Annotated in this window: 4 protein-coding genes; all 4 read left to right on the forward strand. The window is 72.4% G+C overall.

Annotated features, from left to right (window positions below):
• Positions 1–425 precede the first annotated feature (425 nt).
• The 4 genes from FRANEAN1_RS26735 to FRANEAN1_RS26750 are packed head-to-tail and all read left to right on the forward strand — an operon-like array spanning position 426 to position 17,447.
• Positions 426–3,566: a helicase-related protein gene (locus tag FRANEAN1_RS26735; RefSeq protein WP_020462883.1), complete on the forward strand. Its 3,141-nt coding sequence runs from the start codon at positions 426–428 to the stop codon at positions 3,564–3,566.
• Positions 3,566–8,311 (forward strand): restriction endonuclease subunit M, encoded by a 4,746-nt coding sequence (locus FRANEAN1_RS26740; protein WP_020462884.1) that lies wholly within the window; start codon positions 3,566–3,568, stop codon positions 8,309–8,311. Before FRANEAN1_RS26735 ends, FRANEAN1_RS26740 begins: the two co-directional genes overlap by 1 nt.
• Entirely contained in the window at positions 8,311–14,985 is a 6,675-nt protein-coding gene (locus FRANEAN1_RS26745) for a DEAD/DEAH box helicase (RefSeq protein WP_020462885.1), read from the forward strand. The genes FRANEAN1_RS26740 and FRANEAN1_RS26745 overlap by 1 nt, the downstream gene beginning before the upstream one ends.
• A complete protein-coding gene (locus tag FRANEAN1_RS26750) occupies positions 14,982–17,447 on the forward strand; it encodes a 3'-5' exonuclease (RefSeq protein WP_020462886.1) in 2,466 nt (821 codons plus the stop codon). Before FRANEAN1_RS26745 ends, FRANEAN1_RS26750 begins: the two co-directional genes overlap by 4 nt.
• The last annotated feature ends 1 nt before the right edge of the window (position 17,448 follow it).

The raw sequence follows: 17,448 nt of genomic DNA on the forward strand, positions 1-17,448 counted from the left end.
CCGCCCAACGCCACGTCCTGTGGCCCCGGGGCAGGCACGGGGGTGACGTGGCGCCCCTCGTCGTGGGACACGGCCCGCCGCGGCGACGTCGGGACGTCGCCGTCCTCACCGTCTCCCCCACCATCGGCAGTCTCGCGCGCACCCACCTTCGGGCACCCTATGACACTTATGCACCGGTCTCGTACTGCGCCCGACACATCGGCCATACGGGCGCCAAGCCCTGCGTAGTCCCGCCGCACGGCCCCTCGGACCCGCCTGGAGCATTCCACACCCGGCCGACGTGACGATCTGCGACCATTTTCCGCCGCATGATTACTTTCCGTGCATCATGTGCGTCCGCGGACTGCTGGCATTGATGGCTCTATAGGGTAAATTCTCGTGCCTTATGCCACCCGCGCATGAGGGCTCAGGGGGGCGGGGGTTACGTGACTACGTTCGCGCCGGGTTCGATCGTGGTGGTCCGGGACGAAGAATGGCTGGTCACGGGGGCCGAGCAGGGCACGGATGGCTGGCGGTTGGACGTGGTCGGCCTCGGTGAGCTCGTGCGGGAGACCACGGCGACCTTCTTCAGCGGGCTCGACCACATCGAGTTGCTGGACCCCCGCGAGGCAGAACTGCTCCCGGACGGCTCCCCGCGGCACCGGCGCACCCGGCTGTGGCTGGAGGCGACACTACGCAGGACGCCGATGCCGGCCGGCGAGACCTCGCTGACCGTCTCCGACGGGATGCTGGCGACGCACCTCGACTACCAGCGGCGGGCGGTCGCGCACGCGCTGTCCCCGACGAACCTGCGGCCCCGTGTCCTCATCGCGGATGCCGTCGGCCTCGGCAAGACCCTGGAGATCGGGATGCTGCTCGCCGAGCTGACCCGGCGCGGGCGGGCTGACCGGGTGCTGGTGGTGACCCCGCGGCACGTCCTCGAACAGATGCAGCACGAACTGTGGTGCCGGTTCGGACTGCCGCTCGTCCGGCTCGACAGTGATGGTCTGCAGCGGGTGCGGCAGAACCTGCCGGCGAGCAGGAATCCGTTCACGTTCTACCGCCGCATCATCGTCTCGATCGACACCTTGAAATCGCCGCGCTACCGGTCCTTTCTGGAGCGGCACCGCTGGGATGTCGTCGTCATCGACGAATCACACAACCTGACGAACACCGGCACGCTGAACAACGAACTCGCGCGGGTTCTCGCACCGAACACGGAAGCGCTGGTCCTGGCATCGGCGACGCCGCACAACGGGAAGAAGGAGTCGTTCGCGGAACTCCTGCGGCTGCTCGACCCGACGGCTGTAGGCCCGGACGGCGAGTACGACGTCGCTGACGTGGAGCGGCTGTTCATCCGCCGGCACCGCCACTCCCCCGAGGTCGCCGCGGAGGTCGGCGCCGACTGGGCGCTGCGTCCCGAGCCCGTGGTGATCCCGGTGGCCGCGTCGCCGGCGGAGGACGCGATCGCCACGGAGATCTCCCGGACCTGGCTGTACCCACAGGGCCCGTCCCCCGTCGCGGGCCGCGGGTCGGCGCTGTTCCCCTGGACGCTGGCGAAGGCGTCCCTCTCCTCCCCGGCCGCGCTGCTGGAGACGACCGAGGCCCGCCTCAAGCGGCTCGCGTCCCGAAGCGGCGGCGGGGCAGGGGAGAGGAACGGCGGCGGCGATCACGAGCTGGAGCGGCGGGCCCTCGAGCGCCTGCGTGACCTCACCGAGCTGGCCCTGGCCGGGGAGAGCGCCAAGCTCACCGCGCTCGCCGAGTACCTGCGCACCATCGGTGTCGGTGCCCGCTCGGCGACCCGCGCGGTGCTGTTCGCCGAGCGGGTCGCCACCCTGCGCTGGCTCGCCAGCGAGCTCCCCGAGCGCCTGGGCCTCGCCAAGGATCAGATCGCCGTCATGCACGGCGGCCTGCCGGATGTCGAGCAGGAGCGGATCGTCGACGACTTCAAGACCACGGCGAGCCCGGTCCGGCTGCTGATCACCGGGGATGTCGCCAGTGAGGGCGTCAACCTGCACGCGCAGTGCCACCACCTGGTCCATGTCGACATCCCGTGGTCGCTGATCAGGATCGAGCAGCGCAACGGGCGCATCGACCGCTACGGCCAGAAGCATCCGCCGCAGATCGCGGCACTGGCGCTGGTGCCGTCCGACGACCGGTTCAGCGGTGACGTGCGGGTGCTGCAGCGCCTGCTGGCCAAGGAGCATCTCGCCCACACGACACTGGGCGACGCGGCGACGCTGATGCACCTGCACTCGGCGAGCGGCGAGGAGGACGCGATCCGGGACGCGCTCGCGCGCGGCCAGAACCTGGACGAGGTCGTCCCCGACCCGGGTTCGGGGCAGGGCTCCGAGGAGTTCTTCGGGTTCTTCGACGAGGAGTTCGCCGCCGCCGGCGACGACCTGCCGCCGGCTCCCCCGGACCGGCCCCGCGAGTCGCTGTACCCCACCGACGCCGACTTCCTCGCCGACGCGGTCGCCGAGGTGTACGACGATCCCGCCCGCGCGCCGGACGACAAGGATCCCGCCCGGGGCGGCGTCGGCTGGAAGGTCTTCCGGGACAAAAGTCTGATCGCGCTCCGACCGCCACGTGACCTGCGGGTGCGCCTCGACGCACTGCCGGCGTCGTATGTCGCCGAACGCGGGATCCGCGAGCAGCTGCTGCTCGCCGTGACACCGTCGGTCGCCTTGGACGGGCTGCGCGCGGCACGCGAGGGGCAGACCGGCGGCGGCCCGGGACGGCCGGCGCTGGTGGCCGCCGCGACGACCGCGGCTGCGACGACTGCGGCTGGGACGACTGCGGCTGGGACGGCCGCGAGCGGGCCGGGGGGCGTCACACCGGCGGGTCGCAGGGGACGTCCGGCGAGGGCCCGCGAGGTCACCGCGCCCACCCCGTCCACGTGGCCGGAGGCGCATTTCCTCTCCCCGCTGCACCCGGTGCTCGACTGGGCGGCGGACAAGGTGCTCGCGGCCGGCGGCCGCAACGAGGTGCCGCTGGTGCGCGGGCCGGTCGACGTCCCGCGGGTGCTGGTGATCGCGACGCTGATGAACCGGCGCGGCCAGGTCGTGACCCGCCAGATGGTCGTCGTCGAGTTCCCGACCGGACGGGCCGATCTGCCGATCGCGCAGGTCGTCGAGGGTCTGGAGCTGTTCGCGGGCACGGGGCTGATCCCCGGGCCCGGCGAGCGGGAGCCCGCGGTGAACCCGGGCGCGGCCGTGGCCACCGACGAGCTGCGCGCGCTGGTGCCGGCCGCGATCGACGCGGCGGCCCGCGACCTCGACATGGCCGAGGACATCCAGCACTCGGACCTGGAGCGGCGGCTGGCGGACTGGTCGACCCGGCGGACCCGCTGGCGGGAGCAGGCGGCGCAGCTCGAACTCGAGATGACGGGGCCGGGGCTGGCGAAGGTCCGCCGGCTGTCGAAGCAGGTCAGCCTTGAGGAGGAGATCGCGCGGTCGCTGCGCGCCAGCCAGCGGCTGCTGCGCCCGCTCGCCGTCGTGATCCCGGCGACCGCCGGCGGCAGGAGCGACGGCGATGCGGCCGGCACCGAGATCGGCACCGGGACGACCGACGGGGGGAACGTCTGATGCCCAGCTTCGACGCGGTGGTCGTCGGCGAGTCGTGGATCTCCGAGCACTACCTGACCTCCGACGCCCGCACCGGCAGCTTCCTCGCCGAGGTGCTGGCGCTGCGCGTCCGGTGGAAGGCCGACGAGGACGACGGCCATCCCACCGCGCGCTCGGCGCTGCGCGACGCGGCCACCCCGCTGGCGCGGCTGTTCGGCGGGCTGGGTGAGCGGCCGTCCGACGAGGACGTCCGCGAGGTACACCGTGAGGTGCGCCGGGCGTTGCGGCTCGACCGGGAGCCGACGTCCTGGGTATCGGACCGGTCCGGGGACGAGGTGCGGCTGCCCGCCGCGGTGGTGCACCCCTCCCCCACCGGGACGGCGCTGCTCATCCTGGAAGCCACCCCCGCCGGGGCGGTCGAGGACATCCTGACCACGCCGGACGCGGCCGGGCCGCGGGTCGGGCAGCTCCTCGACCCGGCGGTCGTCGACGGCAAGCCGCAGGCGGCCCTCGCGAAGGTCGTCTCCAGTGTGTTCCTGACCGACGACGCCCCGCCGTTCGTGCTGGTACAGGCCGGCAGATGGGTGCTACTCGCCGAGCGCGGCCGGTGGCCGGAGGGGCGCTGGCTCGCCGTCGACCTGGGTGTCGTCGTCGACCGGCGGGACGTCCGGGCGGCCGGCGAGCTGGAGCACGTCGCCGCCATGGCCGGGCCGGACCTGCTGCTGCCGGCCGAGGACGGCGTGGCCCCGTGGCTCGGCCTGCTGGAGAAGTCGGTACAGCACACCGTCGGCGTCTCCGCGGACCTGCGCGAGGGTGTCCGACTGTCGGTGGAGATCATCGCGAACGAGGTGGTGGCGCGGCGGCGGGCGGCGGGGCTGGACGTCCTCGACGTCCCGAACCTCGGCCGGGACCTGACGCGGCAGTCGCTGCGGTTCCTGTACCGGATCCTGTTCCTGCTGTACGCGGAGGCGTCGCCGCAGCTGGAGGTGCTGCCCGTCCAGGCGCCCGAATACCAGGCCGGCTACGGGCTGGACCGGCTGCGCGACCTGATCCTCACCGACCTGTCGTCGGATCGTGCCCGCCGCGGCCGGCACCTGTACGAGTCGCTGCACCGGCTGTTCGTCCTAGTCGACAAGGGCCACACCACGGGCACGGGCACGGGCACGGGCACGAACGCGGACGCCGACACGGGCACGGGCACGGGCGCCGAGTCGGTGGCGCCGGGCGGGGACGGGCTGGTGTTCCAACCGCTGCGCTCCGACCTGTTCGCGGCGGACGCCACGGCGCTCATCGACGAGGTCGGCCTCGGCAACGAGGCGCTGCAGCGGGTGCTGCGCCACCTGCTGCTGACGAAGGTGAAGAAGGGCAGCGACCGCGGGTTCATCTCCTACGGCGAGCTCGGCATCAACCAGCTCGGCGCCGTCTACGAGGGGCTGATGTCCTGGTCGGGGATCATCGCCGACACCGACCTGTACGAGGTCGCGAAGGGCGGCGACCCGTCCGGCGGAACGTGGCTGCTGCCCGCCGAGCGCGTCAACGAGGTGCCCGCCGACTCATTCGTCCTCGACCGGGACGAGAACACCGGCGAGCCGAAGCCGAGGCTGCATCCGCGCGGGTCGTTCGTGTACCGGCTCGCCGGGCGGGAGCGGCAGCAGTCGGCGTCGTACTACACGCCGGAGGTCCTCACCCGCTCGGTCGTGCACCACGCCATCGAGGAACTGCTCGACCAGGACGGGACGAAGACCCGCGCCGCGGACATCCTGGCGATGACCATCTGCGAGCCGGCGCTCGGGTCGGGCGCGTTCGCGATCGAGGCCGTCCGCCAGCTCGCCGCCGCCTACCTGAGCCGGGCGCAGGACGAGCGTGGCGAACGCATCCCCGCCGAGCAGTACCCGGCCGAACTGCAACGGGTGAAGGCATATCTGGCGTTGCACCAGGTGTACGGGGTGGACCTGAACGCCACCGCCGTCGAGCTCGCCGAGGTCTCCCTGTGGCTCGACACGATGCAGGCCGGCCTCGCCGCACCCTGGTTCGGCCTGCACCTGCGCCGCGGCAACAGCCTGATCGGCGCCCGCCGCGCCGTCTACGCACCGGCACTGCTGAAGAAGAAGGAATGGCTGACAACCGTTCCGACGGACGTCGGCCTGCACAACCCGGACGCGCCGGGCTCGACGCCCCCGGTCGGCACCGGCATTCACCACTTCCTGCTGCCGGCGGCTGGATGGGGCGCGGTCGTCGACACCGCGGAGGCGAAAACGTATGCACCTGAGTCCCGGGAGAGGCTGCGGGCCTGGCGGGCCGGGGTGCTCCGTACCCCGAGCAAGGAGCAGCAGAACCGGCTGGCGCGGCTCGCCCTACGCGTCGAGGTGCTGTGGGAACTCGCGCGGCGCCGCCTGGAAATCGCCGAGGCCGGCATCCGTCGCGCCACATCGGTGTGGGGCGCAGACGGTTCCGCGGAACCGCCCCGCGAGCCGGTGACCCGCGAGCAGGTCGAAGCCGTCCTGCACAACCCGAACAGCGCCTACCGACGGCTGCGCCGCGTGATGGACGCCTGGTGCGCCCTCTGGTCCTGGCCACTGACCACCGACGTCCCGCCCCCCGATCTGGACGCCTGGATCGGCGGCCTGGAAGCCCTGCTCGGCAAGACCACGAAGCCCGGCCGGAAGGAAAGCGACGGCCAGACCGGCTTCGCCGACGACCTCTCCTGGCGAGGACTCGACGACGCCGAAGACCTCGACCTCGGCTTCGCCGACGCGATGCCCGTCAAGGAGGCACTGAGCCGCATCTCCTGGCTCGGGGTGGCCGCCGAGATCGCCGACCGCCAGGGCTTCTTCCACTGGGAACTCGACTTCCCCCAGGTCTTCACCCGCGGCGGCTTCGACCTCCAGGTAGGAAACCCCCCCTGGGTCCGCCCCGACTGGGACGAAGCCGGCGTTCTTGCAGAGTCCGACCCATGGTGGACCCTAGTCCCTAACATTGCCGAGGAGCTGAAGCTTGAACGCCGGAAACACACCTTTCGCGTTCCCTCAGCGGAGACTTGGTACCTCGACCAGCGAGCCGAACAAGCTGGCCTCACCGCCCACCTCGGAAGTTCGGTCGAACGACCCCTGCTACACGGCCTTCAGCCGGATCTGTACCGCTGCTTCATGGACGGTTCCTGGCGTTTGACACATCCGGACGGGATCATCTCTCTGATCCACCCGGGATCTCATTTCACGGAATTGCGAGCCGCAAAATTCCGCAGAGAAGCATACCACCGACTTCGCCGCCACTGGCACTACCGAAATGAAAGAAAACTATTCGAAGAGGTGCATCACGCAAAAGAGTTCGGGGTGCACATCTACGGGAAATCGCAACCCGCAATAGAACTCATGCAAGCGACATGGCTATACGAGCCATTCATTCCAGAGCGATCCCTATTGCATGATGGATCGGGAAGCGAACCTGGAATCAAGGACGATCAAGGACATTGGGACACCCGGCCACACCGTGCACGCATAACATCTGTCAACAAAGAAATCCTTACCGAGTGGGCAACACTACTAGATAAACCTGGTACGCCTCACGACGAGGCAAGGATGCTATTTCCGATCAATGCCTCCAGTGCGACCGTACTGGCCAAGCTCTCCAAAGCTCCGCGACTAGGTTCTCTCGATATCAACTGGACGGCCGGCTGGCATGAATCAGCGGATCGCCGGAGAGGGTGGTTCGAACGCCGCCCCGCAACGCCTTCAGCATGGTCAGACGTGATTCTACAAGGCACTCATATTACCGTTGCAGCACCCTTGTTTCAGCAGGCTACCGAGACGTCTAAGAACCGCCAGGATACCGAACCGATAGACTTGGACGAGCTCCCGGAGAGCTTCATCCCTAGGACTATCTATCAACGCTCCCGACTCGCCGACGAATACCACACTGCATACCCACATTGGGACGGTTCTCCTAGTACTAAAAAATTTCGTATAGCCTGGCGAGAAATGGCTGATCCAGGTAACGCGCGAAGCCTCCAGACTGCACTGATACCGCCGGGACCGGCTCACATTCACGCCGTAAATACCTTGTCGACCTCAGATCCGATGAACCTTGTCATTGCCGCCGGAACATCCGCTTCCCTCGTTGCCGACTTCCTTGTCAAGAACGGCAATTCCAGCCACATATCACTCTCGGTAATGACAAAACTTCCACACGTAAAAAGACACGAACTGCAGCCCGAACTAATGGTGCGAACGTTGCGACTCAACTGTCTGGTACGACCGTACGCATCATTGTGGGAGGAGCTGTACTCGCCCACCTGGCGGGACGATCGGTGGGTTCCGGGGGTTGGGGTGGCCTATCGCGAGCGGCCGGACATTGGAATGATCACCGCAGGGTGGGAGTGGGGCACGCCACTGCGGCGGGCGGCGGATAGGCGGCAGGCGCTTGTCGAGATCGACGCGATCGTGGCGGTGATGCTCGGGCTTACCGCTGACGAGCTGGTCACCGTCTACCGGACGCAGTTTCCCGTCCTGCAGGATTACGAGCGCAAGGCGCGGTACGACTCGTTCGGGCGGCAGTTGCCGGTCGATCTCGTGAAGCAGCTCGACAAGGCGACCGCGGCCGGGGAGCGGGTCCATACGCTCAACGGGCCCGATCGCACCTACGTCGGGCCGTTCAGCGGGGTGAACCGGGAGGCCGACCTGCGGATCGCGCACGAGCACTTCAGCCGGCTGACCGCCGAGCGGGAAGCGAAGAAGGCGCAGGTCCAGGCAGAGGAGCAGCTGCCCTGATGACCGCTCCGCTGCTGCCGTCGTTGCAGGCGGCTGACCTTCGCCGTGCCCTGACGGACTACCTGGCGACCACCTTCGCGTTGACCGACGACGACGTCCGCGCCGCGCTGACGACGTTCCTCGGTGACCCGGAGGAGGGCATTTTCCGCGGCCCGTATGCCCGGCTGCGGCTGCCGTTCCGGCCGGCGGACGGGACCTGGATGGTTCCGCTGGACTGGTGGCCGAAGGACTTCGTCCCGTACGTGCATCAGGCGCAGGCGTTCGAGCGGTTGTCGTCGAAGCACGGCCGGCCGCGGCCGACGATCGTCACGACGGGTACCGGGTCGGGCAAGACGGAGGCGTTCCTCGTCCCGATCATCGATCATGCGCTGCGGATGCGGCAGCAGGGCCAGCGCGGGATGAAAGCGCTGATCCTCTATCCGATGAACGCGCTGGCGAACGACCAGGCCGGCCGGCTCGCCGAGATGCTGACCGGTGACCCGCGTCTGGGCGGCCTGACCGCCGGCATCTACACCGGTGAGCAGCAGGGCCAGCGCACGCAGGTCAGCCAGGCGGGTCTGATCACCTCCCGGGAGGTGATGCGCTCCGATCCGCCGGACATCCTGCTGACGAACTACAAGATGCTCGACCACCTGCTGCTGCGCGCGAACGACCGCGGCCTGTGGGAGGGCGCGCAGGCGTCTCTCACCTATGTGTGCCTGGACGAGTTCCACACCTACGACGGCGCGCAGGGCACCGATGTGGCGATGCTGCTGCGCCGGCTCGGGTCGATGCTGGGCGTGGCACGCCCCGGCGCTCCGCTGGGTGACGTGGTGCCGGTGGCCACCTCCGCGACCCTCGGCGCTGGCAGCGGCGCAAGCAGTGGCACCGAGGACACGACCAACGCAGCCGAGGCCACAGCGGAGGACGAGGACGAGAGCGAGGAAGGCGGCGCGGGCGAGCCGTTCGCCGCGATGCGGGCGTTCGCCGAGACCGTTTTCGGGCGCCCGTTCGAGGCGGACGCGGTGGTCGTCGAGCAGCGGACCGCGCCGGACGACTGGCGCCGCGAGCACAGCCGTCCGACACCTGGTGTGGTGATCCGGCGGCTGCCGGCCACCCGGTTGCTCGCCGAGACCGTCCGCGAGGCCGTCCCGGAGGGCCCAGAGCAGGTGGCGGACGTGCTGCTCGGCGCGCTGGTAGCCCGGGACGTCGACGGGTCGGAGTTCTCCGCCGCCGAGATCCGCCGGTTGCGCCGCGGTGACCGGCTTCCCGCCGTCCTGGCCGCGCATCCGCTCACCGAGGGCCTGCTCACCGCGGCGCTGCACCCGAAATCGGTACGGGATCTCGCGAAGAAGGTGCTGCCCGACGACACCAGCCCGGGGCGCGCGGACGGGATGGCTGTCGTCGAGGCCTACCTCGGCCTGCTCTCCCAGGCGCGGGCGCGGGCGAACGCCGAGCCGGCGGCGGGACGCCGGCTGCTGGGGGTGGACACGCAGCTGTGGGTCCGGGAGGTGACTCGCATCGACCGTCGGGTGTCGCCCACACCGGCGTTCCGCTGGTCGGATGATGGGGCGCACGCCGACCTCGACCTGTACCTGCCGGCGCTGTACTGCCGCCACTGCGGCCGGGCCGGGTGGGGGGCGCTGCGCACCCTGGTGGGGCGGGCGATCGACGCCACGGAGACGACCGTCCGGCGGGCGTCTCGCGCCGGTGACCAGCGCTTCCGTGCACTGCTGCACGCCCCGGGCGAGGCCGCCGCCGTGATCGCCGACGCCACCGACGCCCCTGAGACAACCGAGACAACCGAGACGACTGAAGCGACGTCCGTCGAGGGTCTGCTGTGGCTGAACACGTCGACGCTGATCCTCACGACGCACCCGGCGACCGACGGCGAGCCGGATGAGAGCGCCCACATCCCGGTGCTGACGGCCTGGGAGGACGACACCGCGGCGCGGGCGCAGACCTGCCCGTCCTGCCGCCAGCCGGACGGCATCCGCTTCCTCGGCAGCGGGGTGTCGACGCTGACGTCGGTGTCGCTGTCGGCGCTGTTCGGCTCGGCGTATCTGGACACCGCGGAGAAGAAGACGCTGCTGTTCACCGACAGTGTGCAGGACGCCGCGCACACCGCCGGGTTCGTCCAGGCGCGGTCGCATGCGCTGAGCCTGCGGGCGGCGCTGTTCGACACGATCGACAGCCGCGGGCCGCTCGCCGTCGCCGACCTGGCCCGGGAGGCGATGGACCGGGCCGGTGACGACCCGGTGCGCCGGTACCGGCTGGTGCCGCCGGCACTCGCCCAGTGGGCGGGGTTCCAGCGCTACTGGCAGCCGGCGGGCGGGGCGCATGAGCGCGCGCAGGCGCAGCGGCTCGTCGAGCGGCGGCTGGCGTTCGACGCGGCGCTGGAGTTCGGGCTCAACGCCCGCACCGGGCGCACCCTGGAGCTGACCGGCGCGGCCGTCGCCGAGGTCGACACCGGCGGTGCGGACGCGCTGGCGCGGGTGGCGGCCAGGGCGGTGGCGCGGGCCCGCCAGCAGCATTCGCTGTCGGCGGAGAACGACGACGCGCTCGGCGCGGCGCTCGACGACGCCCGGCTGGCGGCGTGGGCACGCGGGGTGCTCGAACGGGTCCGCGTTCAGGGCGGGATCTGGCATCGCTGGCTGGAGTCGTTCGTCGAGCATGACGGCAACCGCTGGTTCCTCACCGGGGGCCGGCGGGCGGCACGCGGCGAGGGGCTGCCTGCGTTCCCGCCGGGCCGGCCCGCGCCGACGTTCCCGACGACGGGACGGACGTCGACACCGGCGGCGACATTCGACAGCATCACCGGGGCGTCGTCCTGGTATGCCCGCTGGGCGCAGCGGCAGTTGCGGCTCACGGCACGCGACGGCGGGCTGGTGACCCGGGCGCTGCTCGACGAGATGGCGGACGCCGGCTGGCTGTCGCGGCGGCGCACCGAGACGAACGCGACGGTGTTCCTGCTCGACCCGGCGCAGGTCGTGGTGAGCGTGGCCGACCCCGAGCTGCTCGCGGGCGGGGTGCTCGCGCTGCGCTGCGACGTGTGCCAGACGCTCACCCCGGGCACCCGGCGCACCGTCGACGACCTGGCGGACGCCGCCTGCCTGCGCCAGGCGTGCCCGGGGCGGCTGCGCCGGGCCCGGCGCGGCGACGACTACTACCGGCATCTGTACCGCAGTGTCGACATGCGCCGGGTGGTGGCGCACGAGCACACCTCGCTGCTGCCGGACGACGTCCGCCTCGACGTGGAGCGGCAGTTCCGCGAGGGGGGCGGGCCGGCCGTCCCGAACGTGCTGGCGGCGACGCCGACGCTGGAGCTGGGCATCGACATCGGTGACCTGTCGACGGTGATGCTCGGGTCGCTGCCGCGGACCGTCGCCTCCTATGTGCAGCGGGTCGGGCGGGCCGGGCGGCTGACGGGGAACGCGCTGGTCCTGGCCTATGTGAAGGGCCGGGGGCACGACACGCAGCGCCTCGCCGACCCGCTGGCGCTCATCGACGGGGACGTCCGGCCGCCGGCGACCTACCTGGACGCGGTGGAGATCCTGGAACGCCAGTACGTGGCCTGGCTGGTGGACCGGCGTTCCCGCGGCGGCGCGGCGGACCCGGGGACCGCCGCCACGATGTTCCCCGAGGCCGGCTGGGCGCCGGGCACCTGGATGGGCGACCTGCTCGCCGACGCCCACGCGAACGCGGCGGCCTACGCCGAGGAGTTCCTGGCCCTGTTCGGCGCCGCGGTGCGCCCCGACACCGCCGACCATCTGCGTACCTGGGCCGGCGTAGGTCTGGCGCCGGAGACGAGCGGGGCGCAGGAGGCGAGCGGGGAGCCGGAGGCGGTCTCCGGGCTGGCGAGGCTGCTGCGGCGGGCGGCCGTCGAGTACCGGCGGGAGGCCGACGAGCTGGGGCACCGGCGCAACGCCCTGCAGGACAGCATGCCCGAGCTGGCCGTCGCCGCGAACCGCCCGACCGCCACCGCCGAGGACGTCACCGCCCACCGGCTGGCCCGTGCCGAGCTGCGGTTCCTGCGCGACCGGCGCAGCGCGCTGGCCACCCAGTTCTGGGTCAGCGCGCTGGAGGAACGCGGCGTGCTGCCGAACTACACCCTGCTCGACGACACCGTCACCCTCGACGTCGCCCTGCAGTGGATGGACCAGGACACGCAGGAGTACCACGAGGAGCCGCGCACCTACCGGCGGGGCAGCGCGCTCGCGCTCACCGAGTGGGCGCCGGGCGCCACCTTCTACGCCCAGGCGACGGCGGTGCGCATCGACGCCGTCAGCATCGGCACCGACCTCGACGGCCTGCTCCAGACCTGGCGGGTCTGCCCGTCCTGCGGCTGGTCGCGGGTGCATCGGCGCTCCCTGGGCGACGAGCCGGCCGTCCCGGCGACCTGCCCGCGCTGCGGGGACGCCGGGATCACCGACACCGGGCAGGCGCTGCCGGTGCTGCCGCTGGAGAAGGTCTCCGCGCAGGTGTCCCGGGACGCGGCGATCATCTCCGACTCGCACGACGACCGCGAGCGGCTGCCGTTCACCGTCGTCGCCGCCGCGGACGTCGATCCGGAGCAGATCAGCGACGCCTGGCACCTCGGCGGCTACCCGTTCGGCGCCGAGTACGTCCGCCAGCTCGAGGTGCGCTGGGTCAACGTGGGGCGCGCCGTCGAGCAGGCGCCGGAACGGATGCTGGCCGGTACCGCGGTGCGGGCGCCGCTGTTCCTGATCTGCCCCGGCTGCGGGATCGTGCCGGCGGCGCAGCTCGGGGTGCGCGACCCGCAGCAGGCCCGGCACCGCGCCTGGTGCCCGCACCGCACCCGCATCGACGTCCCGTGGACGGAGCTGGCGCTCGGGCGGTCGCTGCGCACGCAGGGGGTGCGGATCCTGCTGCCGCCGCAGTTCACGCTGGACCAGTTCGCCGGGCCGTCGTTCCGGGCGGCGCTGCTACTCGGCCTGCGTGAGCTGCTCGGCGGCGCGCCGGATCATCTCGACGTCCTGGAGGTGCGGATGCCGGTCGGCGGCAGTGAGCGGACGGCGCTGCTGCTGCACGACCGTGTCCCCGGCGGGACGGGCTACCTCGCCGATCTGGCCCGGCCGAGCCGGGTCCGGGAGCTGCTCACCGCGGCCCGGGGCGTGGTCGCCCGGTGCGGGTGCGCCGAGGACGGGCTGTTGGCCTGCTCCCGGTGCCTGCTGCCGTTCAGTCCGCCGGCGCTGGTCGAGCGGACGTCCCGGGCGCGGGCCGAGCAGATGCTCACCGAGGTGCTCGGCGACGGATGGGAGCCGGTCGGGCTGCGGTCGGTCGCCGACATCCCGCTGCCGTCCCTCGACAGCGCGCTGGAGCTGCGGTTCCGGCGGACGTTCACCGACGCGCTGCGCGCCCGCGGGGCGAGCGTGCGGGAGATCCCGCAGCTCACCGGGACGGAGCTGCGGTTCGGGGTGCCGGGCACCGTCCACCGGCGCTGGACGCTGCGGCCGCAGGTCCGCGCGGCCGGCTGCCGGCCCGACTTCGAGCTGCTCTGCGAGGACCCGACGGTGCCCCGCGTGTACGTCTTCACCGACGGCCGGGCCTGGCACGCCACCCCCGCCCACAACCGGATCGCGGACGACGCGGCGAAACGCGCCGCGCTGCGCGAGGCGGGGCATGTGGTGTGGGCGGTCACCGACGACGACGTCGCGGTCTTCGAGGCGCTCGCCCGCGGTGAGCAGGTGACGGCTGCCGGCGCCGCCTGGTACGACGACGCCGTCCGGCGCCGGCTCGTCCAGCATCGCGCCGGGCGGATCCCCGCCGGTTCGGTGTCGGACGGGCTGGCCACCGCCGACGCGGTCACCCAGCTGCTCGACTGGGTGATGGAGCCGCGGCGGGACGCGTGGCGGGCGCTGGCGGACGGGCTGCCGTTCGCGCTGTTCGACGCCCGGCCGGCGCCGGTGGCGAGCCGGTCGGCTCTCGCCGGGCTCGCCGCGGCGGCACTGGACCCGCACGCGGTTCCGGACGCCGTCGCGGGCCGGGGCGCGGCCGGTGACCTGCAGGGCTGGGTCTGGCGGCGCGACGGGCTGGCGGCGGCCTCGGCCGGCTGGCCGCGGCCGCCGCACGACCTCGGCTGCGTCCTCGTTCTCGACGACCGGGACGACGGCCTGGCCACCGAGGCCGGCGTGCGGGCGTGGCGAAGCTGGCTGGCGCTGTCGAACATCCTCGGCCACGCCACCCGCACCGCCCTTCCGATCGCCCTGTCGCAGTGCACGGACGACCGGTCGGCGGGTGCCGACCGGCCGGGCGCCGACGCGGCCGGGGCTCGGGCCGACACGGGTACCGGGGCCGGGGCGGACAGGGAGACCACGGCGGTGACGTCGCGGGAGGACGCGCTCTCACCGCCGTGGGCGGACCTCGTCCTCAACGCGCTCGACGACGCCGAGAAGACGCTGCTGCGCGGGCTGGCGCGGGCCGGCGTGCCGCTGCCCGAGCAGGGCCACGAGACAGCCGGCGGCTTCCCGCTCGACCTCGCCTGGCCGGACGCGCGCGTCGCCGTCCTCGTCCATCCCGAGGACGTCGACGGGGCGCTCCGGGCCGAGCTCACCGGCGGCGGATGGCGGATCGCCGACCCCGACCCGGCGCGGGTCGCCGGCCTGCTGGCGACGGCCGGCGGGGGCGGCACAGACGGCGGCGGCACGGACATCCCGGTGGAGGGAACCCGATGAGCAACATCACCATGTCGCGGCAGTTCCGCAGGCGGCTGGACATCGACGGCTCGCTCAAGCAGCGGGCCTGGGACTTCCTGACCAAGCTGATGGCCGATCCGGCCAGCCCCGGCCTGCACATCGAGCCGATCAGGAACTCGGCCGACCCGCGGGTGCGCACGGGGCGGGTCAACGACAACTTCCGCGCCGTCATGTTCCTGGTCGCCGAGACACCGGAACCGCACTTCGTGCTCGCGGCCGTCGCCCCGCACGACGAGGCGAACGCGCTGGCGCAACGGCTCGTACTGACCACGAACCCGGTCAGCGGCGTGCTCGAGGTGATCGAGAACGCGGCGCCGGTGGTCGCCCCCGGCCGGCGGCCCGTCCAGGGGAACGGCACGGCGGGGTGGGTCCCGCAGGGCCCGCTGGCCGGGTTCACTCCGCGTGAGCTCGAGGACCTCGGCCTCTCCGCCACGCTCGCCCGGCGGGCCGTGACCTGCCCGGACGAGGACGCGCTCGTGGCCGCCGCCGGCGACGAACGGGTACCGCCGTGGCAGGCCGACGCGCTGCTCGCCCTCGCCACCGGCACGCCGATCCACGAGATCCACGAACAGCTCGGCCTGTCGGACCCGGAGACCGAGCAGGCCCCCGCGCGCCCCGACCGGGCCTACCAGGCCGACCAGGCCGACCAGGCCGACCAGGCCGACCAGGCCGACCAGGCCGACCGGACGAGGATCGGCGTCGACGCCGACGCCGACGTCCCCACCAGGCCTGCCAGCGACGCCGACGTCGCCGCGGCGCTGCGGCGGCCCAGCACGCTGATGGATTTCGTGCGCATCGAGACCGACAGCGAGCTGCGGCGGGTCCTCGACGGCAGCTTCGCCGAGTGGCGCGTCTTCCTGCACCCCGAGCAGCGCCGGTACGCCTACGTGCGGACCAGCGGGGCGTACCGGCTCTCCGGCGGGGCCGGCACCGGCAAGACCGTCGTCGCGCTGCACCGGGCGCGCCGCCTCGCGACCGCGCCGGCCGCGCCGCGGGTCGTGCTCACCACGTTCACCCGGAACCTGGCCGACAACCTCGCCCAGGACCTGCGGACCCTGGACGCCTCGGTGTGGCAGGGCCGCCTCGGCCAGGCCGGGGTGACCGTCCGCGGGATCGACCAGCTCGCCCTCGACGTGCTCGGTACCGTGCCCGCCGACATCCGGGCCGCCACCGGGGGTGATCTGCTCTCCGCCGGTACCGTCCCGAGGCCGCTGTCCGACACCGACGAGCGCACCATGTGGACGGATGCGGCCCGCGCCGCCGGACTCACCGGTGATCTCGCCCGGCCCGCGTTCCTGCGCGGCGAGTACCGCATGGTCGTCCTCGCGAACGACCTGACCACCCGCGCGCAGTACCTGCGGGTGCCCCGGCCCGGGCGCGGCACCCGCCTCTCCCGCGCGCAGCGGATGGCGATCTGGGACGCGGTGGAGGCGTACCGCCGCCAGCTCGCACTGGGCCAGACGGCGAGCTATGCCGAGATCGCCGTCCTCGCCGCCCGCTGCGCCGACGCCTTCGCCGCCGCGGGCGGCCCACGGCCCGCCGACCACGTCGTCGTCGACGAGGCACAGGACCTGCACCCCGGCCACTGGCGGCTGCTGCGCGCCCTCGTCGCCGAAGGCCCCGACGACCTGTTCCTCGCCGAGGACTCCCACCAGCGCATCTACGGCGAGAAGGTCGTCCTCTCCCGCTACGGCATCCAGGTGCGGGGTCGCAGCCGGCGGCTGACCCTCAACTACCGGACCACCGCGCAGAACCTGCGGTTCGCGGTCGGCATTCTCGCCGGCGACACGGACGTCACCGATCTGGAAGGCGACGCCGAGGCCACCAGCGGCTACCGCTCCGCGATGAGCGGGCCGGCCCCCGTGCTGCGCCCCTGCTCCGGGCTCACCGAGGAACTCGACGTCACCGCCGAAACGCTGCGCGGCTGGTTCGGCCCGCCGTCCGGCCCGAACGGCAACGGATCGAGTTCGGCGGCTGGCGCTGGGGCTGGGACCAGGGCTGGGGCTGGGGCTGGGTTGGACGACGCGCAGGGCAGGGTGGAGGCCGGCAGCGTCGGCGTCCTCACCCGCAGCGCCCGGGAACGCGACATCGTGGCGCAGGGGCTGCGCGACCGCGGGATCGCGGCCCAGGTGATCGCCGGCCACGCCCTGCCCGGCCATGCGGGCGGCCGGGACACCCACCGGTCGGACGCGCCCCGGCTCATGACCATGCACCGCGCCAAGGGACTCGAGTTCAGCCGGGTGGTGCTGTTCGGCATCGACCGCAAAAGCGTCCCGTCCGAACGGGTGCTCGCCACCGAACCCGACGACGAGCGGGACGACACCCTCGCCCGCGAGCGCTTCCTGCTCTACGTCGCCGCGTCCCGCGCCCGCGACGCGCTCGTCGTCGTCTGGGCCGGTGACGCCTCGCCGTTCCTCCCCGTCCAACCGTCAGGGGGCTGAG

This window comes from Parafrankia sp. EAN1pec (genome assembly GCF_000018005.1).
In the GTDB taxonomy this organism is placed as follows: Bacteria; Actinomycetota; Actinomycetes; order Frankiales; family Frankiaceae; genus Parafrankia; species Parafrankia soli.